Annotated in this window: 19 protein-coding genes and 4 pseudogenes; 9 read left to right on the top strand and 14 right to left on the bottom strand. The window is 59.2% G+C overall.

What is annotated here, in order from left to right:
- Nucleotide 1: 1 nt before the first annotated feature.
- Nucleotides 2–844 carry a BtpA/SgcQ family protein gene (locus tag AC1DPR_RS29455; RefSeq protein ID WP_477817768.1) on the bottom strand — a complete coding sequence of 281 codons (843 nt, stop codon included), beginning with the start codon at nucleotides 842–844 and terminating at the stop codon, nucleotides 2–4.
- Between the two features lie 25 nt (nucleotides 845–869).
- On the opposite strand from AC1DPR_RS29455, the gene AC1DPR_RS29450 reads away from it, so the two are divergent.
- Entirely contained in the window at nucleotides 870–1,781 is a 912-nt protein-coding gene (locus AC1DPR_RS29450) for a ribokinase (protein ID WP_477817767.1), read from the top strand.
- Nucleotides 1,782–1,805: 24 nt separating this feature from the next.
- Here the strand turns inward: AC1DPR_RS29450 and AC1DPR_RS29445 are convergent, their stop codons facing one another.
- From AC1DPR_RS29445 to AC1DPR_RS29415, 7 genes and pseudogenes are all read right to left on the bottom strand, one after another.
- The gene (locus AC1DPR_RS29445; protein WP_477817766.1) at nucleotides 1,806–2,576 is read right to left on the bottom strand and encodes a glutamine amidotransferase; all 771 of its coding nucleotides are present in this window, start codon (nucleotides 2,574–2,576) and stop codon (nucleotides 1,806–1,808) included.
- Between the two features lie 30 nt (nucleotides 2,577–2,606).
- Nucleotides 2,607–3,671 (bottom strand): phosphotriesterase family protein, encoded by a 1,065-nt coding sequence (locus AC1DPR_RS29440; RefSeq protein ID WP_477817765.1) that lies wholly within the window; start codon nucleotides 3,669–3,671, stop codon nucleotides 2,607–2,609.
- A gap of 7 nt (nucleotides 3,672–3,678) precedes the next feature.
- Nucleotides 3,679–4,680 carry an ABC transporter permease gene (locus AC1DPR_RS29435; protein ID WP_192241784.1) on the bottom strand — a complete coding sequence of 334 codons (1,002 nt, stop codon included), beginning with the start codon at nucleotides 4,678–4,680 and terminating at the stop codon, nucleotides 3,679–3,681.
- Nucleotides 4,677–5,495 carry an ATP-binding cassette domain-containing protein gene (locus AC1DPR_RS29430; protein ID WP_477817764.1) on the bottom strand — a complete coding sequence of 273 codons (819 nt, stop codon included), beginning with the start codon at nucleotides 5,493–5,495 and terminating at the stop codon, nucleotides 4,677–4,679. Before AC1DPR_RS29430 ends, AC1DPR_RS29435 begins: the two co-directional genes overlap by 4 nt.
- Nucleotides 5,492–6,439: an ABC transporter substrate-binding protein gene (locus AC1DPR_RS29425; protein WP_025661799.1), complete on the bottom strand. Its 948-nt coding sequence runs from the start codon at nucleotides 6,437–6,439 to the stop codon at nucleotides 5,492–5,494. The genes AC1DPR_RS29430 and AC1DPR_RS29425 overlap by 4 nt, the downstream gene beginning before the upstream one ends.
- A 38-nt stretch (nucleotides 6,440–6,477) precedes the next feature.
- Nucleotides 6,478–7,500, bottom strand: coding sequence for a LacI family DNA-binding transcriptional regulator (locus tag AC1DPR_RS29420; protein WP_477817763.1), 1,023 nt, complete (start codon nucleotides 7,498–7,500; stop codon nucleotides 6,478–6,480).
- A 243-nt stretch (nucleotides 7,501–7,743) separates the two neighbouring features.
- Nucleotides 7,744–7,956, bottom strand: a pseudogene (locus AC1DPR_RS29415) (substrate-binding domain-containing protein); the annotation flags it as partial.
- 116 nt (nucleotides 7,957–8,072) lie between these two features.
- Between AC1DPR_RS29415 and AC1DPR_RS29410 the strand changes: the two are divergent.
- From AC1DPR_RS29410 to AC1DPR_RS29385, 6 genes are all read left to right on the top strand, one after another.
- The gene (locus AC1DPR_RS29410; RefSeq protein WP_477817778.1) at nucleotides 8,073–8,642 is read left to right on the top strand and encodes a hypothetical protein; all 570 of its coding nucleotides are present in this window, start codon (nucleotides 8,073–8,075) and stop codon (nucleotides 8,640–8,642) included.
- Complete coding sequence (locus AC1DPR_RS29405; protein ID WP_477817762.1) at nucleotides 8,639–9,445, top strand: hypothetical protein; 807 nt, start codon at nucleotides 8,639–8,641, stop codon at nucleotides 9,443–9,445. The genes AC1DPR_RS29410 and AC1DPR_RS29405 overlap by 4 nt, the downstream gene beginning before the upstream one ends.
- Nucleotides 9,438–9,566, top strand: coding sequence for a hypothetical protein (locus AC1DPR_RS29400; RefSeq protein ID WP_477817761.1), 129 nt, complete (start codon nucleotides 9,438–9,440; stop codon nucleotides 9,564–9,566). Before AC1DPR_RS29405 ends, AC1DPR_RS29400 begins: the two co-directional genes overlap by 8 nt.
- Before the next feature lie 15 nt (nucleotides 9,567–9,581).
- On the top strand, nucleotides 9,582–9,812 hold the full coding sequence (locus tag AC1DPR_RS29395; RefSeq protein WP_477817777.1) for an isochorismatase family protein: 231 nt from the start codon (nucleotides 9,582–9,584) through the stop codon (nucleotides 9,810–9,812).
- Nucleotides 9,813–9,843: 31 nt separating this feature from the next.
- Complete coding sequence (tehA, locus tag AC1DPR_RS29390; RefSeq protein ID WP_477817760.1) at nucleotides 9,844–10,818, top strand: dicarboxylate transporter/tellurite-resistance protein TehA; 975 nt, start codon at nucleotides 9,844–9,846, stop codon at nucleotides 10,816–10,818.
- Nucleotides 10,819–11,271: 453 nt separating this feature from the next.
- Nucleotides 11,272–11,418, top strand: a complete 147-nt coding sequence (locus tag AC1DPR_RS29385; protein ID WP_477817759.1) for a hypothetical protein — start codon at nucleotides 11,272–11,274, stop codon at nucleotides 11,416–11,418.
- Between the two features lie 15 nt (nucleotides 11,419–11,433).
- Here the strand turns inward: AC1DPR_RS29385 and AC1DPR_RS29380 are convergent, their stop codons facing one another.
- The 3 genes from AC1DPR_RS29380 to AC1DPR_RS29370 form a co-directional block, all read right to left on the bottom strand.
- Nucleotides 11,434–12,282 (bottom strand): PhzF family phenazine biosynthesis protein, encoded by an 849-nt coding sequence (locus AC1DPR_RS29380; protein ID WP_477817758.1) that lies wholly within the window; start codon nucleotides 12,280–12,282, stop codon nucleotides 11,434–11,436.
- Between the two features lie 413 nt (nucleotides 12,283–12,695).
- On the bottom strand, nucleotides 12,696–13,349 hold the full coding sequence (locus AC1DPR_RS29375) for an HD domain-containing protein (RefSeq protein ID WP_477817757.1): 654 nt from the start codon (nucleotides 13,347–13,349) through the stop codon (nucleotides 12,696–12,698).
- A 743-nt stretch (nucleotides 13,350–14,092) separates the two neighbouring features.
- The gene (locus AC1DPR_RS29370; protein ID WP_477817756.1) at nucleotides 14,093–14,533 is read right to left on the bottom strand and encodes a winged helix-turn-helix transcriptional regulator; all 441 of its coding nucleotides are present in this window, start codon (nucleotides 14,531–14,533) and stop codon (nucleotides 14,093–14,095) included.
- Nucleotides 14,534–14,639: 106 nt separating this feature from the next.
- On the opposite strand from AC1DPR_RS29370, the gene AC1DPR_RS29365 reads away from it, so the two are divergent.
- Entirely contained in the window at nucleotides 14,640–15,884 is a 1,245-nt protein-coding gene (locus AC1DPR_RS29365; RefSeq protein ID WP_477817755.1) for an MFS transporter, read from the top strand.
- A 146-nt stretch (nucleotides 15,885–16,030) separates the two neighbouring features.
- Here the strand turns inward: AC1DPR_RS29365 and AC1DPR_RS29360 are convergent.
- A pseudogene (locus AC1DPR_RS29360) lies at nucleotides 16,031–16,143 on the bottom strand (LysR family transcriptional regulator); the annotation flags it as partial.
- 397 nt (nucleotides 16,144–16,540) lie between these two features.
- Here AC1DPR_RS29360 and AC1DPR_RS29355 point away from each other — a divergent pair.
- Complete coding sequence (locus AC1DPR_RS29355) at nucleotides 16,541–17,737, top strand: MFS transporter (protein WP_477817754.1); 1,197 nt, start codon at nucleotides 16,541–16,543, stop codon at nucleotides 17,735–17,737.
- A 121-nt stretch (nucleotides 17,738–17,858) separates the two neighbouring features.
- Here the strand turns inward: AC1DPR_RS29355 and AC1DPR_RS29350 are convergent.
- Nucleotides 17,859–18,171, bottom strand: a pseudogene (locus AC1DPR_RS29350) (integrase core domain-containing protein); the annotation flags it as partial.
- A gap of 15 nt (nucleotides 18,172–18,186) precedes the next feature.
- Nucleotides 18,187–18,366 (bottom strand): annotated as a pseudogene (locus AC1DPR_RS29345) (MarR family transcriptional regulator); the annotation flags it as partial.

Here is an 18,366-nt window from a genome sequence, read left to right as displayed (position 1 = left end):
ATCAGCCTTCCAGACCTGGGCGCGCGGCTTCGACGAAGGCCTTGACGCGGGAGAGCTCCACAGGATTCCACCAGACGCCGCCTTCCTTGAGCGAGGACGCGACGATTACGCCATTCGTGCGCTTCAGGATCTCGACGATATTTTCCTTCGTAACGCCAGAGCCRACGAGCAGCGGCAGATGGGTCGCCGCGCCGATCGTCTCGATCTCCTCTACGGTCGCCGAATTGCCGGTGCGCTGGCCTGTGGCAATCACCACGTCGGCGTCGAAGAAGGCGAGATCGCGAGTCAGTTCTTCGATCGTCCGGTCGGCGGTGATCGCGTGCGCGCCATGCTTCACATGGCTGTCTGCGAAGACCTTGATGTGCTCGGCGCGCAGAGCCGAGCGGTAGCGCATCGCTTCGGCCGCGCGACCTTCCATAAAGCCCTCGTTGGCGACATAGGCGTTGGCCCACTGGTTTACACGGATGAACCTGGCGCCGCCCGCCATGGCGATGGCGAAGGCCGGGATTGGGGCGTTTGCAAGCACGTTGATGCCCATCGGAATGCCGGTCGCCCGTCTGATCCGGTCGGTGACGACGGACATGAAGGCGGATGTCTCGGGGCCGATATCCTCGGGCTTGGAGAAAGGAATGTCGCCGTGGTTTTCGATGATCAGACCATGCAGGCCTCCCTCGACCAGCGCCTCGGCATCGCGCATCGCGACATCGTAGATCGCATCGACAGTCGCGCCGCGGTAGCGCGGGGCACCTGGAAAGGGCGAGCAATGGATCATCCCGATCAGCGCCTTGTCAGTGCCGAATATTTCCCTTATGGCGCTTGAATTGTTATCCGAAATCGTCTGCATTTTCATTTCCTCTCGAAGGCCAGCCATGCCTGCCAATGTTCGTGCTCATGTCATCGGTAACGTCGCTGTCGACGAAACCATATCTGTTTCGACCATGCCGGAAGCCGGGGCTTCGATCCTTGGCCGCGAAGAAACGCGCGACCTTGGCGGCAAGGGTGCGAACCAGGCCGTGGTCATGGCCCGCACAGGCCTCCCCACCACCCTCGTTGCGGCCGTGGGCGAGGATTTCCGCGCCCAGACCATTCGCGATCAACTGGCGCCAGAACCGGTCGAGGCCAAGCTGATCGCGCTTGCCGGCCGTTCCAGCGACTTCTCCATCATCTTCACCACGCCTGATGGCGAAAACGCCATCGTCACCACCACCGATTCAGCCGGATCGCTGACGCCGGAAGAGGCCATCGCTGCGCTCGACACCGCCGTGTCAGGCGACCTCATGGTCCTGCAGGGCAATCTCAGCGCGGCAACCACACTTGGCCTGCTCCAGGAAGCCCGCCGCCGCGACCTCGTTACCGCCTTCAACCCCTCGCCTCTCAGGCCCTATTTCGGCGACTTCTGGCCGCTGGTCGACATCGCATTCCTGAACCGAGGCGAGGCGGAGAGCCTCACCGGTTCATCCGACACGGCAGCGACCGAAAAGCTGCTGCAATCGGGCGTGCGCCACGTCGTTCTGACGCTTGGCGGCGACGGCGCGCTGCTGGCAAGCCGTGGGGCCGCTATCGCCACCATTCCGGCCGTCTCCACCAAGGCGATCGACACAACAGGCGCAGGCGACACCTTCATGGCGGTGGCGCTGGCGTCCGCCGCGTTGCGCGGCGTCGAGCTCGACTCCCGCGCCATCGGCCATGCCGCATCCGCATCCGCCCTGACAGTCAGCCGCCGCGGGACCCGCTCGGCTTTCCCGACCAGCGAGGAGCTGCAGGCGATCTTGGCGCGCTGAAGCGCGCCAAGGGCCATCGACGCCTCAGCGCTTGTCGCTCAGCCAGCCGAGGATATTCTTCCACAGGCGGCCGTAGCCTTCCCATTCGCAGAAGGCGGGCGACAGCCAGTGCGGGCCGATATCGGATGTCCAGGCCGCGCTGCGCCCCTTTCCGAACGTTCCGGTAACGAGCAGCGGATGGCCGCCCTGATCATCCGGCAGGCGGGCGACGACTTCGACGTCGGCGCGGTCGCGCACCTCCACCTCGTTGACGCCGAGCAGCAGCGGCCATTTACCGCCGATGCCGGCAACCGTCGGGTGGTCCGCCTTGGTGATGACAGCTCCCGTGCCTTCTGGAATCTCGACGCGGTCATCATAGGGCAGGCAGGTGACGGGGAGCACATCCTCGACCGGCGTGCGGCGCCAACGCGCCTTGCCGTCGATGCCTTGGAAGGAGAAATAGCCGCCGACCATCAACAGGCCGCCGCCCTTTTCCGCCCAGGCCTTGATGAGCTTCAGCCGGTTCGGCACGGTCTTCGAATGCAGCCACACAGCGGGCGGCAGCAGGAGCGAGTTCGCGCCGATATCCGACAGGATGATCACGTCATAGACGTCGAGCCCCTCCATATCGAAGGGGAATTTCTCAACTGCCTCATGGGCCGGCATGTAGGTCAGCTCGTACTCACTGCCTTCGAGCGCCTTTACCAGCGGCTCGGCGCCGAGATGGAAGGTGACGCTTCCGAACTGGTCGAAGCCTTTGTAATGGGTGGCGGAGCTGACCCAGCTCTCGCCGACGAGGAGGACTTTTTTTGTCATGATCTTTCCATTTCTATAAACGTTCTGCGGTCAGGCCTTGGCCTCGAATACCGATCTCGGATTGTCGCGCATGAGAATATCGAGCTGTTGATCGGTCAGCCCGTGGCGCTTCAGCCGTGGCAAGAAGTGCTTGAGAATGTAGGCATATCCATTGCCTCCATAGCGCGTCAGCATCATCTTCAGGAAGACGTCGTGGGAGAGGAGGATGCGATCGATATGCCCCTGCTCCACCAGCTTGACGATGGCGCGCGCCGCCTCCTCGTCGCTCGGGCACTGCACCTGCTGGTCGGCATAGAAGAAGTCCATGCCGATCATGTCGTATTCCAGGAAGGCACCGCGCGATGCGAGCTCGCCCTGATAGGCAAGATCGTCATGCGACGGGTTCATGTGGCAGAGCACGGTGTGTCGAAGCTCCGCTCCCTCCACCGCCGCGATATCAAGCACCTTGTGGCCGAGCCGGAACCAGCCGGGCAGATGCACCATCAGCGGAAGACCCGTGCGCGCCTGCGCCCGCGCCGCCGCCCTCAGCGACTTCTCTTCCTGATCAGTGAAATCCGAGGACACTCCGATCTCGCCGATCAATCCGACCTTGATGTCGGTGCCGTCGACGCCGGCGCTTGCTTCCTGAACGATCTCGTCGGCGATCTGGTCGATCGTCATGCCGGCGACCTTCGCCGGATGCGACGAGCCAAGATAGTAGCCGGCGCCCATGATAATATTGAGCCCGGAAGCCTGCGATATCCGCTTCAGCGCCCGGGGATCTCGACCGATGCCCTGGCAGGTCGGCTCGACAACGGTGTGGCCGCCATGTGCAGCGAAATCCTTGAGCTCGGTGATGGCCAGCGGCTCATCATCCAGCGTAATGTTGTGCTTGTTGACGAAGGGATCCTGGCGCAGCTCGCTCAGGATCTCTATGCAGACGAAGCTGTCGGAGAGGTACTGGCGCTCCGGCGTCTTCGGTGCATGCCACCAGCAGCGGCAGTCGTTGAGGATATGCTCGTGCATCAGCGTGATGCCGAGAGCGGAAGCAGGGATTGCCCCCGCTACCGTCATCACCTTGCCCGAGCGCACATGGGCTTCTGAAAGTTCGCTCATGCCGACCTCACTTCTTCTTTCCGCCGAAGCGGAAGTTAGTGGTAAAGATCTTGGTGTTGAGCCAGATTGCCACGAGGATGATGGCGCCCGTCACGATCTGCGTGAAGAAGGGCGAGATGTGCATCAGGATCAGCCCGTTGCCGATGACGGCGATGGTGAGTGTCCCGAGCACCGTGCCGAGAATGCTGCCGCGTCCGCCCATCAGCGATGTGCCGCCGAGCACCACGGCCGCGATGACCTGCAGTTCGAAACCGACGGCTGCGTTGGACGAGCCGGAGCCGAGACGGGCAGCGATCAGAAGTCCGGCCAATGCGCAGGCAATTCCTGACACCATGTAGACCGAGGCAACGATCCATTTCGCCGGCATGCCGACGCGGCGTGCGGCCTCGAGATTGGAGCCGACCGCGACAACCTGCCGGCCGTATTTCGTGTAGGCGATCACAACGTAGCCGACCACAGTTACAAGCACGGCTATCAGTGCCGGAACCGGAAGCCCGAGGAACTCGCCCCGGCCGAGCCAGAAGAAGCCGGGCGCATCCTTGATCGGGATCGAATATCCCTGCGTCAGCCACAGCGCGAAACCTCGCAGAATGGAGAGGCCCGCGAGCGTGACGATGAAGGCCGGGATGCCCTGATAGGCAATGAACCAGCCCTGGGCGATGCCCATCAGCGCGCCAAAGGCGATCATGCCGATCACGACAGTCGGCCATGGATAGCCCATGGCCATGATGATTGCCGCCACCGCATTAACCAACGCCACCTGCGAACCGACGGAAAGGTCGATGCCGCCGGTGATGATGACAAGCGTCATCGCAACCGCGACAACCAGGATGGGAGCCGCCTGGCGCACGACGTTGAGGATATTGCCGAGCGTCAGGAACGTGTCCGTGGTGGCGGAGAAGAAGACGAGGCAAGCGAGGAAGAACGCGGTGATCGACAGCACCTGCGCGTGCTCGGAAAGGAAGTCCGCGACCGGCGATCCGGCCGCGCGTTCGGTATAGGCGCTCAATGCTTCTGCCCTCCGACGATGAGCTGCACAAGATCCTGCAGGTCGGTCTTGGCGATATCGCGTTCGGCGACCTTGGTGCCTTCGTACATGACTGCGATACGGTCGCAGACACGGAAGAGATCCTGCAGACGGTGGGTGATCAGGATGACAGAGACCCCTTTGGCCTTGACGCGGTTGATCAGGTTGAGCACGGCCTCGACTTCCGCCACGGCAAGAGCCGATGTCGGCTCGTCCATGATCAGCACCTTCGGATTGAAGGACGCGGCGCGCGCGATAGCGATCGCCTGCCGCTGACCGCCTGACAGTTTCTCCACCTTAGCACCAAGTCGTGGAATGCGGATCTCGAGCGCATCCAGCATGGCGCGGGCCTCGGTCAGCATGCGCGCGCGGTCGAGGAACGGTCCCTTGGTCAGTTCGCGGCCCAGAAACAGATTTCCGACTACATCGACATGGTCGCACAGGCTGAGGTCCTGGAACACCATTTCGATATTCCGATCGCGGGCGTCGGCCGGTCCACTGAAGCGAACCTCATGTCCGTCGACGGCGATCGTGCCGTCATCGGGGATATAGGTACCGGAGATGACCTTGGTCAGCGTCGACTTGCCGGCTGCGTTATCGCCGACCAATCCCAGGCATTCGCCGGGATAAATGTCGAGATCGACGCCGCGCAGCGCCTGATGCGAGCCGAAGTTCTTGCGGATGCCCTTCAAGGAAATGCGGGGCTGGCGATTGCCGCCTTCGCCGGACTGCCGGGGGAGGATTTCTCCGCCCCCGGATCCTGCGACAGCGGTTGGGTGCTGTCCGTTCGAGATCATTTGAAAACGGCCCGGTAGGGTTCGACATTCTCCTTGGTGACGATAGTGATCGGCACCGAGATCGTCTTCTCGACGCTGCCGCCGTCCGAGATCTTCTTCAGGGCATCGACGGCCGCCGCACCCATGGCGGACGGATCCTGCTGGATCACGGCGGTGACGTAGCCCGCGTCGATGCCGGCGATTGCCTGGGCGGTCAGATCCCAGCCGAAGATCTTGACATCAGACTGCTTGCCCTGGCTTTCGACAGCGGCGATGGCGCCCATCAGCGCTGGCTCGCCGGTGGCGTAAACTGCGTTCATGTCGGGGTTGCCGGTGATGAGGTTTTCAGCGGCGGCCAGCGCGTTGTCCTGGATGTTCTGACCATCGACGACGCCGGCGGTAGTGACGCCTTCGACACTTTTGACGGTCTTTTCGAAGCCTTCCTGGCGGACATTCTGGATGAAGGAGTTCAGCGCGCCGACAACGCCATACTTCACCTTGCCGCCCATGTTACTTTTCACATAATCGAGAAAGAACTTGCCCATGTCGGCACCGGCCTTGGCATTGTCGACGCCGATCTGCGCCTTCTGCGGGCCTTCCGGGAGAATCGCATCGATGGCGACAACGGGAATGCCCGCGGCGGCGGCCTGCTGCACGGCCGGCATGATGCCATTAACGTCGATGGCAACGACCGCGAGGCCGTCTACCTTCTGCTGGATATAGGTTTCGATGGCGCTGTTTTGCGCGGCCGGGTCGTTGTTGGCGTTGAAGATCACCAGCTTGGCGCCGGCCGCGTCGGCCGCCTTTTGCGCGCCTTCGTTCATCTGGTTGAAGAACAGCGCCTGCTGGTTGATCTGCACAAGCGCGAAGGTCTTTTCAGCGGCGAAGGCACTCCCGAACGAGATGCCTGCAAAGACCGTGGTAGCGAGTGCAGTCGTAAACGTCCTGCGTGTCAGAATGGTCATGTCTTGTTCCTCTGGTTAGGTTCATCTTCGTTGCTTTTTTATTGTTTCGACGGCGGTGCAACGGAGTTCCGCACGACGATTTCGACCGGCAGCAGTTCCTCGGAGCGCAAGGTCTCGGGCTCCTGCCAGTTTGTTTCGAGAAGCAGCGCCAAAGCGCGTTCGCCAAGCGCCCGGACGGGCTGGCGTATGGCGGTCAGCGGCGGTGCAAAAAGATGTAGCGGTCCGACGTCGTCGAAGCCGATCACCGAAACCTCACCGGGAACCGAAACGCCCTCGGCAAGCAGCACTTCGATCAAGCCGATCGCTATTTCGTCCGAACTGGCAAAGATGCCCGTCGCCTGCTTGCCCTCATCGATAAAACGGCGCGCCGCCTGCCGGCCGAATTCCACCGTGAAGCTGCCCTCGTAGCGTGTCACCTGGAACGGCTCTCCACGCTCCATAAGCGCGCGTTCCAGGCCGAGGAAGCGGCGGCGCGTGCTGATCATTTCCTGTGGGCCGCCGATGTAGACGATGTGCCTATGCCCATGGTCTGCTAGATGCCGACCCGCGAGATAGCCACCCTCCTCGTTATCGGCGAAGAGTTTCGGCACTATCGCATTCGGCACGTCTTCGTCGACGATGACGACCTTGCCAGCCTGGTTGATCACTGCTGCCAGTTCGCCGTCGTCTGGATGGTTGGTAACGAAGATGAGGCCATCAACATGGTTGCGCGCAAGCGCCGTCACGTAGGAGATCTCACGGCCAGGGCGGTTGAGCGTCGCATGCAGCGACAGGGCGAGGCCGCGCTTGTCCGCCTCGTGCTCTACAGCAGCAACAAGCGTTGCGAAGAACGGATTGGCAATATCCGGCACCACAAGACCGATTGTCTCCGAACGGCCGCGGCTCAGACGGCGCGCATGCGGGTTCGGCTCGTAGCGAAGTTCCCGGATTGCCTTGTCGATGCGCTCTTTGGTTTCAGGGGGAAGTTGAAGCGAACCGTTTAGCAGCCGTGATACCGTCGCTACCGATACGCCAGCGGCGTCGGCGACATCCTTCAGGCTTGTAGCACGCTTGCTGGACATCATGTCTCCCTGACAAGATAGCTAAGCTTGTAAAGCGATTTACTAAACCGCTTTACAATGACATTCGCAATCTCGCTGTCAAGCGTGAAAATTAAGCACGAAGAAAAATTAGGCGAAAGGCCCGCTTCCGGTCGATGCCGAACAATCCGTGAGGCCTCGGGGCTCGAACCGCGTTCGCGGGTGGTCTTTAGCACGCAGGATCTAATTTTGCCCGCAAGCTTGGCAACCGGGCGTTTTCGTGTGTCACGCGGAGCCTCGTGCCGCGATGCTGCAAGGAAGCCGAACGATGCCCGGCTCGAGCTTTTCGCGGCGCGAAAGCCCGAGGATCGCAAGGCCCGCACGATGCCCGTTTTCCTTGAGTTCCATGTCAATCGTCGTGAGCGGTGGTCGTGTTTGCTTCGAGACGACCTCCCAGTTATCGAACCCAACGACGGCGACGTCGTCAGGGATCGACATCGTCGCGGCCAGAGTGGGCTTCCAATTCCGGCCCTTAAGAAATGACATTGATTATATTTGACAAAATAAGAAAAGCTCGCTTACTGTCCTCAGTCCTAGGACAAAGGACGAATGAGATGAAAAGTCAGGATATTGTCGTCCTGCTGAAACTGATCAGCTTGCAGGATCAGGAGCTGGAAAAGGGCTCCGACCAACTGCGATCGGAGTCAATCGGCGGAGATCCCTATGCGGTTCGTAATCTGGAGAGCGTTACCGGCATTAGCAAGACCGAAATTGCCCAATCCATCAAAAGAAGCGTCGCCTCCGGCATTGCCAGAAAAGACAATGCCAAGAATGAGCCACGGCCACACCGACGCAATCTATTCAATTTCATCGTCCATGGGCTGAAATTCGTCTTTCCCGCAAACCCCGGAGCAATGCAGCGAGGCATCCCGACAGCATTTGCGGCACCGATGCTTGAAGGACTACTCATCAGCGGGGGAAGCTTCAACTATGTGTGGCCTTACCCGTCCGGCAAAGAGATGGGGCAATCCGTTGATCCCCTCTTCAAAACCGTGCCTGAGGCAGCCTTGAAGGATCAACATCTCTATGAGTATCTCGCCTTGGTCGATGCCATCAGGCTCGGCAACCAAAGAGAGGCCGGACTTGCGAGCGATCACCTCAAATCAAGGCTGCTCGCGAAATGACCGAGATACGTACGCAATTGCTGGAGATGTTGAAGATGGTCGCAGTCGCCCTTGGCGACGATCTTCGAAATCGACTGGTATTCGTGGGTGGCTGTACCACGGCATTGTTCATCACCGATCCCGTGACACTTGAGGGAGTGCGATCCACAGATGACATCGATCTGATTGTCGATCTAGCCGGACTTGCCGAATGGGCCAGTCTCCTGGACGAACTGCGCGCGCTTGGCTTTGTTGAGGCCGCGGACGAGGCCGTGATCTGCCGCATGCGGCTTGGGTCTCTTAAAGTTGATTTCATGCCCGATGATGAAAAGATACTTGGCTTCAGCAATCGCTGGTACACGACCGGGCTCGATACCGCCCAACCGCACGCCTTCGATGATGGGCTCGAAATCAGGGTTCTGACGCCTCCTATCTTCGTGGCGACCAAACTTGAAGCCTTCCAGGGGCGCGGCGATGACGACCTCTACTACAGCCGGGATGCGGAAGTTCTTCTCCTGATAGTCGATGGCCGCGAGGAACTCCTCGCCGAGATTTCCGCCGCGGGTGATGATGTGCGTGCCTTCATTGCCCAAGGTTTTCGCGGACTGCTCGCTTTGACCGATCTAGGGTGTACCGTCGACTATCCCAACTCCTCACCGGATTTCTTCGTGAAGGGACCTGGAGAACAACGAGTTGATCAACCTCATCCTCTCGCCGCATTATTATTACGGCTGGGATCATTGCTAGCGTTGCGAGGCGCCGCTCGAAAAATTCCAGCACGTGACGGGCACCTTCGACCGCAATGGCCCTTATACCGTGGATAGCTTCCGCGGCTCGGGTGCGGACTTCATGGAGGAGTTCAAGCCTTTCATTGAGGACGGCAAGACCATCATCTGCTCGCCCCACAAGGTTTATGGTCCCCAGGCCAACGATCTGAAGCTCTAGCTTGGCAAGCGGGGCATCAACCGGGTGATCCTCACCGGGATGCTGGCCAACGTGTGCGTCGATTCGCACATGCGCGACTTGCTCGAAGCGGGCTTCGAGGTCGCGGTGGTGCGTGACGCCGTGGCGGCCCCGAAGCTTCCCGACGGCGACGGCTATCTCGCCGCGCTCATCAACTATCGCTTCATGGCCAACGGCGTCTGGACCACGGACGAGACGGTCGATAAGTTCTTGGCAGGCGCTCGCTAGGGCCGCTTCCGCTGTCGATCGAGAGGGCATTATGACACGTTCAAACATCGCGACGGTGCCAGCCGGCCTCTTTGGCATTGTGCTGGGATTAGCGGGTCTCGGCGGCGCCTGGCGTGCAGGACACGTTGTCTGGGCGCTTCCCGTCTTCGTCGGCGAACTGATGATGTTGACGGCAGGATTTGTCTGGCTGATCCTCACGTCACTCTACGCACTCAAATGGCTTATTGCGCGCGACGTAGCGCTTGCCGAGCTCGCCCATCCAGTCCAATGCTGCTTCGTCGGGCTCGTCGGCGTGGCGACGATGCTGGTCGCCGGCGGACTTGCGCCCTATTCCTACGGAGTGGCGCTTGCTCTTTATATCGGCGGCGCGCTCTTCACGTTCGGCTTTGCCATCTGGCGAACAGGCGGTCTATGGCAAGGGGGGCGCGATATCATCCAGACGACACCGGTGCTCTATCTTCCGAGCGTGGCCGGAAGCTTCGTCGCCAGCACAGTTGGCGGTGCGCTCGGCTTCGCGGATCTTGGCACGTTCTTCTTCGGCATGGGGTTCTTCACGTGGCTGGCCATCGAATCCGCCCTGCTGCATCGGCTGCTCACCGCACCAACTTTGACAAGCGCCCTGCGGCCAACCCTTGGCATCCAGTTAGCGCCGCCGGTAGTCGGCGCGGTGGCGTTGATCGCGGTAGCGCCACAAGCACCAATACTCCTTGTACACGCAATGATCGGCTACGGCGTTCTCCAGGTCCTAATCTTGCTGCGGCTTCTGCCCTGGATCCTGAAAGAACCCTTCGCGCCGTCCTATTGGGCGTTCAGCTTCGGCGTAACGGCGCTTGCAATCGCGCCGATCCGCCTTATCGCTCTCGGAGACGACGGCGTCATCCTCTATCTAGCACCGGTCCTATTCGGTTTCGCGAACCTGTTCATGCTCATTCTAACAGCTGGGACGATTTGCCGGCTGTTGCAGGGCCGTCTCCTGCCACCACCTAATGTTGCGCCCACACCCTGACCAAGGCTCAGGAGAGTGGATGTACGCATATCGCCTGAATGTGATCATGCTTCTCTGGTCTTCATCCGGCCGGGACCGCGGTAGCAGTGCGTTTGGACGCCGCCATCAGCCAGTCAAAAGCGCGCCGCCATCGATGGTCGCCTTACGGGCTGCCGAGTTACATGTCGTCCAGGACGTGCCGTCACTCAGGGTTATTGGCGACGGTCTCTGACAACGCGTGAAGATGCGTAAGGAAAACTGGCGCGATGGCTAGGACGGAGCGTCACCCCGCTGGGCCGGGGGTTCAGTCCGCACACGTGCCAAGGATTGGCGTCATCAGTTGCACATGTGCATCGATCCGCTCAAGAACCTCCGCCGGAACAGCCTCTCGCTCTGGCTGCGATCGCCATAGTTATTCACCCGCGCGACGGTCTCGACAAGCGCTCTGAGAACGGCAGCTTCCCGGCGTGCGCGATGATCGTCGTCCGTGACGCCGTCATGGGTTTTAACATGCCGCACGAGCAGCTATCCGCGCGTGTGATTTTCGAAGTAACGATAGCTCATCTCAAATCCGACTTTGCGAAAATCGTCGGTAGCGATGCGATCATGGCGGCCAGCTAGCTTATAACCAGCACTTTAAAGGGCTGCGACACCCTCTATGCAAGTTGTAACGTCGCCACCGACCCAAATCCGATCTTCGACCAGCTCCACATGAACACGTCCTTCCCGTCCAAGGACGGTACCTTGGCTGGCAATGTATGACGAAGGAGCGATGCCGCTGCCAATCAACCATTGAGCGATGCCTGCATTTAAGCTGCCGGTTACCGGGTCTTCAAAACCGGCCGCGGAAAAGGCACGCACCTCGAAATCTGCTTCCCGCCCATCCTCTGTTGGATCCCAGGGGGCAACGACACCGACCCGTAATCCAGACAGGATAGCGAAATCCGGACGAAGCGCGAGGACGTCAGCCCTGGATCGCAGTTGGACAGCGAGCCAGCCAGGGCCATTGTCCACCCAGTTGGCATCGACGATGTCATCGGATGTCAACCGCAAGCCTTTGAGGACTAGCGTCAGTGTGTCGAGTTCCACCGGGCCTGATCGCCGCGGTTCGGGGGCTTCGAAAGAAAGTCGTCCATTGTTGCGCCGAATGTGGACTAGTCCCGCCTCGCACTCCTGGACAATCTCGCCGCTCTTTGCCCTTCCACCGGACGACAGCCATGTGTGGCAGCTCCCCAAAGTGGGGTGGCCCGCGAAGGGCAACTCAGCAACAGGTGTAAAGATGCGAACGCGGTAATCGGCATCTGCCGACCTCGGCTGCAAAAGGAAAGTCGTTTCGCTAAGGTTCGTCCAGCGCGCGAAAGCAGCCATCTCAGATGCGGTCAAGGAATCAGCTCCAATGACAACCGCCAGCGGATTGCCCAGCAAAGCTTTGGAGGAAAAGACATCAACCTGCTGGAATGAAAATTTAGTGATTCCGTGTCTCATTATGATGTCCTGGTGCCTTAATGTATGCAGCGTTTCGGGCAGATGGGTTTACCGCCCTGTTTGGGGCAGCATTTGTCGCTATTTATAGCGTAATCAGGACGTCCCACCCAATCGCTGGTGACGTCTGTTTTGGGGCAGCGGCCAAGTTGGTCTCTACGGCCGACGTTAGGGCGCAAAGCCGCTCGATCGGGCTGCTAATACCGGAAGCATTTCGCCCACGTCCATCATTTCAGCTGTAAGGTGGGAGACTTCGCCCAAAGGATTCAAGACCCATGCCTACAGAGAAGGAGGACCGTTCGCCTGTTGCGCTGGAACAGCGCGACGTAAGCGCCGACCCGCTTTTCGACACCGGCAGTGCCTGAACGACAATCGTCCCAGACCCTGGAAGTGATGTGGCCGAGGTGGCCACGGCATCACGCGTCCGCTTTCGACGCAGGCGCTGGGGCAAGGATGCCTCGCTCGACAGCAAGTTCTATGAGCCTTGTGCTCAGGCTTCCCAAGGTCTCGGAGGCCACGCCGATCGGCCGCATGCGTCGATGCACGTCGGTTGTCGTGACACCGGCGGCGGGCCAGGTGCCGCCGTCCGTGAAGAAGTTGTGCAACAAGGGCTGCAAGCGATCGATGGCGTTTGCGAAACGTGATTCCGCAGAAACTTTCGCCTCGAATTCGTCCCACAGCGCCCGGAACTCTTCGGCTTGGTCCTGGGGCAGCAATGCGAATATCCGCTGGGCTGCCTTCAGCTCCCTTTCGGCCTGATTGGCGGCACCGACGCTATCGTAGGCAAAGGTGTCCCCGGCATCGATCTCCACGACATCATGGATGAGCAGCATCCTGAGCACACGCAGAATATCGACAGGTTCGTCGGAATGCTCGGCCAGCACCATCGCCATCACCGCCAATTGCCATGTGTGCTCGGCGTCGTTCTCGACGCGCGAGCGATCCAGCAGAGGGGTCCTGCGCAAGACTGTCTTCAGCTTTTCGACTTCCAGAATGAAGGCCAGTTGCTCGGCAAGGCGCTGATTGCCCAGGAAGCATCCGATAGAATCCGCGGTCATTTGAATGGTCACATCAATACTCCCTGGCGTTCGACACCCGCTGTCCACCGAGCTTCGGATGGTTCTGTATCGGCCCGTAGACAGTTTGTCGTGGATCCAATTAGCCTTGAGCGCATGCGAAGGAAAGATGCCCGAAACTCTCGGGTGAAGCGCCTGAGGGGAACTACGCAAAATGACCCTTGATCGCATGAGCCGTTTTTACCCTTGCTTCCTGGACAAACGCCCGGTTCACGCTTTCCGGGGTGAAGGCCGAAAGCAGCTTGTCTGCCGCGACATACAGGTTCACATCGAGCGCAACCACTCACTTGCTGTAGGCAAGCAGCCCGAGCCGAGCCATGCGGTTCGCCTGGAAGGGATGCAGCCCCCGGCGACACCCCGATCAACAAACACTGGGACTGCAGCTGAGAAGATCACGGGGCGGAGCGACCAACTTTCACGTCCAATCCACGGAGATCGGCCCAGCCGACTTCATGAGGTAGTGAGCGCTTTTGAAGCGATGTTCGACCGTCGCACCCAGATCTGCTGTCGCCTGCCGGATTTCGGCCGGCACGGACGGATCGCCAGCGATGGTCTCTGCTTACTGCGGGAGCTCCTCACAGGGGTTGGCGATCTCGTGCTACGGGCCCCGTTCTCACAAAGTTTCGAATTTAAGTCTTAGCCGTGAAAATCGCTGTTGGCGGCCGAAAGGCGACATTGAAGTAGACCGCTCTGCACCCGCAAGCAGCGGTCATACACACGCTCGTTCCCGAGCGACATCAGCCTGTTACCTGAGTGTCGCTCCAGACAAGAGAGCGACCATCGGCGGATCGGACCTCAAGCCGAGCGACTGGCGCGCGTTTTTCTCGGTCCACAAGCGAGGAACGAGCCTCCCCGTCAGTGAACAGGTAATCTTCACCCCATTGTCGGAGTGCAACGATAACGGGGAACAGACCGCGTCCCTTTGCCGTGAGGACGTATTCGCGATATGCGGTCCCATCCGAGGCTGGCACGGTTTCGAAAATCCCTCGCTTCGCAAGGTCGCGCAATCGGGTCGACAACACCCCTTTGCTTATGCCCAGCCCGTTCTGGAACTCGCCAAAACGACGCTTGCCGTCGAAGGCGTCGCGAATGATCAAAAGCGACCACCAGTCGCCGATTGCATCAAGAGAACGCGCGACCGGGCACCCGGCATTCCAAAGACTAACCCGTTTCACCATCACTATCGATCTCCAATCTGGAATCTGGTTCTATCTTAGAACTAGCTTCCAGATGAGCCAAGTGGTTTCAACGTCAAACGAGTTGAAACCACGAGGAGCAGCCACGATGAGCGAGAACACAGCAGATGCCGCGAATAGGGTTCCGGCACATGGGTTGTCGAGAGTACAGACGCTGATCATCGCGGTGGCAGCAGGCATGAGTGTGGCCAATATCTATTACGCTCAGCCCCTGCTCGATCTCATGGCGCATGACCTCGGCATCTCGTCCTCCAGCATCGGTCTTGTCGTCACGCTGACGCAAGTCGGATACGGGATAGGCTTGATCTTCATCGTGCCGATCGGCGATCTCACTGACCGCCGAAAGCTTACCATCATCCAAGGGCTGCTTTCGGCGATCGCTCTTATTGTGGTCGCGACGGCCGGGGCCAAGATGATACTGTTCGCTGGCATGAGCGCGGTCGGATTGCTAGCTGTTCTCGTTCAGATACTCGTTGCCCAGGCCGCGGCCCTGGCGACGCCGGTTCAACGCGGCGGCGTGGTAGGCACCGTCACCAGCGGCGTCGTAACCGGCATCCTCGCAGCTCGATCCGTTGCCGGCACGATTGCCGATTTCGGCGGATGGCGGACGGTTTATCTGACATCTGCGCTGCTCACGGTCGCGATGGTCGGTATCCTTGCGCGGGTGCTGCCACGGCGAGCGGCAGAGCGGCATTCCGAAACATATCTCAACGCTCTCGTCTCCGTTCCATCGACGTTCCTGCGTGAGCCGATTCTGCTCTTTCGAGGCATTCTCGCGCTTCTGATCTTTGCATCCTTCAGCACGTTATGGACCTCGCTGGTGCTTCCACTCAGCGCTCCGCCATTTTCCTACTCCCATACCTTGATTGGGCTGTTCGGATTTGTTGGACTGGCAGGTGCGATTGGAGCAACATGCGCTGGAAGACTTGCAGATAAAGGCTACGGTCGATGGACGACCGGAATTTCTCTTGCGCTCCTGCTCGCATCCTGGGGTCTGATCGCTTTCCTTCCACTCTCCATTTCAGTGTTGCTAGTTGGCGTGTTCGCGCTCGACTTGGCAGTCCAAGCCGTCCACGTGACCAACCTCAGCGTCGTGGTGAGCGTGCATCCGCACAAGAGTGGCCGCCTAATTGGAGGCTACATGATCTTTTACTCGATTGGCAGCGCTCTGGGTGCGATCGCCGCAACGGCAACCTACGCGCGGTACGGCTGGTCGGGGATTACCATCTTGGGAGCAGCTTTCAGCGGGTTTGCGCTCGCAGTGTGGATCTCCAGCCAGCTTTTCAGCGAACGCAGATCGAATAATCGTTCGGTCGATTGTCCCCACGGATGAGAGCTTTTGGCCGATAGCCGGATGCAGCCATATCCTGACTGTCACCATAAGCAGCCACTGCAATAGCATATCAGTCGTGCTGTTCGGCATTCGGTCTAGCGTTCAATCGGCTTCCCGCCAGCGGGCGCTCGCGAGCGAGTTAATGGTCACCCGGCCCGGTTGAGAGCCTCTCTCCGGGGCCTGGCCAGCGACCGTGCGATATCGACGATGTCGTCGCGTGAGGCAGTTGGATCCTCCGGTTCCAGGCGACCCTGAGGCCGTCAGCGCAACCAATAACATCACGTTCATGTAGAGGAAGGTAAGAGTGTCCGCCCCGCGCGTCGCTTCTGAAATCCGGTGCTTGCGGCAAACGTTCGCCGTCTTCGTACCAGGCTCCTACTCACGCAGAACACCGAGAATCTACTCTTCCGTAAATCTCTGCTTCTTCGTTCGGTTGCCCTCAATGCGCAGGACCTCAAATCCATTCTGGTGGAAATTCTAGGTATGGCACAGCGGTGCCGGAGTGAGGTCGTCCACCTCATCAGGTCAAGGTCAGCAAGATTCGGGTGGTTTACCTGGTGCTTTTATCGCCAACACTCTGCGGCGATAGAGAGTTAAGCGTGAGTGCCACGCCGATTGGCTCAATCGCATTGCGACACGAACGCTCGGAGTAAATGATGAACAAAGAGATACTTAAAAATGTAACGCAGCAACAAGAGTCACGAGGATGGGGGGGAGTTTGGTCACTATGCTTCGGAACCTTTGCTTTGGTATCGAGTGAACTCGCGCCGATCGCTGCTCTTCCTGTCATAGCTCGGGACTATGCGATAGACCCGGGATCAGTTGGCCTTGCAGTAACGCTTCCGGCCCTCGCGGCGGCCATCGCGGCACCTCTTTTCTGTTGGTCACAAGCAGACCGAAAGACGCTACTGCTGGCAATGATGCTGCTTACGTTCGTTGCCGATATGGTCGGCGCATTTAGTGGTGGTCTCACGCTTTTTTTGTTAGGGCGGTTAGTTCTTGGAGTATCTATCGGTGGCTTCTGGTCGATCGGAGCGACTTCCGCCGCGAGGTTGGTGCCACAGCATCTAAAAGGTCGAGCAATTGCGATCGTGTTCGGCGGAGCTTCAGCCGGCAGCGTCATCGGGTTGCCGCTTGCGTCCGCCATTATACAGGCACAAAGTTGGCGAGCAGCTCTCTTGGTTTTCGGCACTATCGCGATTTCCATCGCACTAGCCCAATTGTTTTTGCTTCCAAAACTGCAACCACAGAACAAATTCCATTATTCTTCTCTTTGGGAGCTTCTCCGCATACCAAATTTCGCCGAGGGGCTGGCCGCAACCTCTCTTTTAATTTCGGGCCATTTCATTGCCTACACTTTCCTCGCTTCTCTCATTGGGGAATTGCAAGTACCCAATGGAATTTCTCCATGGGCGTTCTTTGCTTTTGGATGCGCAGGACTTATATCAAACACCATATCTGGAGAATACGTACAAAAGTATTTTCGCCAAATGGCGCTGTTGTACTCACTTCTATTAGGTCTTTCACTGCTTGCGCTTACCCTTACTCACAGCTCTCTAGTGGCCGCATTCAGTATAATCGTGTGGGGAATTGCGTTCGGAGGTATTCCCATCTGCTTGCAGGTTTGGTTGCTAACGGCCGCTCAGGATCGCCGCGAAATCAGCGGAGCGGCGTTCGTCAGTGTCTTTCAGATTTCTATCGCGGTGGGAGCGCTCGCTGGCGGGTTTCTCAACGAGAGATTCAGCATTCAAGGCAACATGGTCGCCGGTTGCGCACTCGCGGGGACGACAGCAGCGCTTATCGTCATCGGCCGAATTGCGAAACGTCTTTCCGGCGAACTGAGCCGATCATAGGCGGGTCGTTCAAAAGATCTGACTGCTTACGAATTGGCCAAGATGTGAAGCGTCTGTACAAAAACCACGGCCTTCCAACTTAGAGGTAGCTCGGATTGTCTGAACAGTTTTGGGCATTTCGCTAAGTGGATTTTCGCCTTGATTGTGCCGCGACCATCATTGGTGTCAGCGCGTTGAAGTAGGCCTGATCCGGCGTCTGCCGGTCAAGGGACGAATGTGGGCATCGGCTATTGTAAAAGTCAGATATCTGCCGATGCCGACGCGGGCTCGGATACTGTCTTGTCGGCGTGGAGGTAGATTTCCTCGTATTTGATCGAACGCCAGGGCCGTTCAACGAACACGTCGTCCCGCCACGCACCCTTGCCATCCATCGAGATGGCGATTTCCGCCTTCTTCCGCACGGCCGTGAAGTCCACCGAGGTGAACTGCGATCCTTAAGATGGCTTCATTCATTCACCAGTTGCAACCTGAACTAGCCAACGCCGAATTGTAGCCTCCTCTATCTCATTGAAGCCCGCAACCAACTCCTGTTCGAGGATATGTACCTGTGTACGGCATTCGGCCAATAGGTTCGATCCTTTCTCTGTAAGGCTTATTCGAAGAATGCGCCCGTGCACCGGATGGGGCGA

It is taken from the genome of Rhizobium sp. 01T417 (assembly GCF_056398905.1).
This window is presented reverse-complemented; position numbering and strand designations above follow the sequence as displayed.

Excerpts from the sequence above, each read along its gene's own strand:
- AC1DPR_RS29450 (WP_477817767.1), top strand. The coding sequence starts at position 870 with ATGCCTGCCAATGTTCGTGCTCATGTCATCGGTAACGTCGCTGTCGAC.
- AC1DPR_RS29445 (WP_477817766.1), bottom strand. The coding sequence starts at position 2,576 with ATGACAAAAAAAGTCCTCCTCGTCGGCGAGAGCTGGGTCAGCTCCGCC.
- AC1DPR_RS29440 (WP_477817765.1), bottom strand. The coding sequence starts at position 3,671 with ATGAGCGAACTTTCAGAAGCCCATGTGCGCTCGGGCAAGGTGATGACG.
- AC1DPR_RS29430 (WP_477817764.1), bottom strand. The coding sequence starts at position 5,495 with ATGATCTCGAACGGACAGCACCCAACCGCTGTCGCAGGATCCGGGGGC.
- AC1DPR_RS29425 (WP_025661799.1), bottom strand. The coding sequence starts at position 6,439 with ATGACCATTCTGACACGCAGGACGTTTACGACTGCACTCGCTACCACG.
- AC1DPR_RS29420 (WP_477817763.1), bottom strand. The coding sequence starts at position 7,500 with ATGTCCAGCAAGCGTGCTACAAGCCTGAAGGATGTCGCCGACGCCGCT.
- AC1DPR_RS29410 (WP_477817778.1), top strand. The coding sequence starts at position 8,073 with ATGAAAAGTCAGGATATTGTCGTCCTGCTGAAACTGATCAGCTTGCAG.
- AC1DPR_RS29405 (WP_477817762.1), top strand. The coding sequence starts at position 8,639 with ATGACCGAGATACGTACGCAATTGCTGGAGATGTTGAAGATGGTCGCA.
- tehA (WP_477817760.1), top strand. The coding sequence starts at position 9,844 with ATGACACGTTCAAACATCGCGACGGTGCCAGCCGGCCTCTTTGGCATT.
- AC1DPR_RS29385 (WP_477817759.1), top strand. The coding sequence starts at position 11,272 with ATGATCGTCGTCCGTGACGCCGTCATGGGTTTTAACATGCCGCACGAG.
- AC1DPR_RS29380 (WP_477817758.1), bottom strand. The coding sequence starts at position 12,282 with ATGAGACACGGAATCACTAAATTTTCATTCCAGCAGGTTGATGTCTTT.
- AC1DPR_RS29370 (WP_477817756.1), bottom strand. The coding sequence starts at position 14,533 with ATGGTGAAACGGGTTAGTCTTTGGAATGCCGGGTGCCCGGTCGCGCGT.
- AC1DPR_RS29365 (WP_477817755.1), top strand. The coding sequence starts at position 14,640 with ATGAGCGAGAACACAGCAGATGCCGCGAATAGGGTTCCGGCACATGGG.
- AC1DPR_RS29355 (WP_477817754.1), top strand. The coding sequence starts at position 16,541 with ATGAACAAAGAGATACTTAAAAATGTAACGCAGCAACAAGAGTCACGA.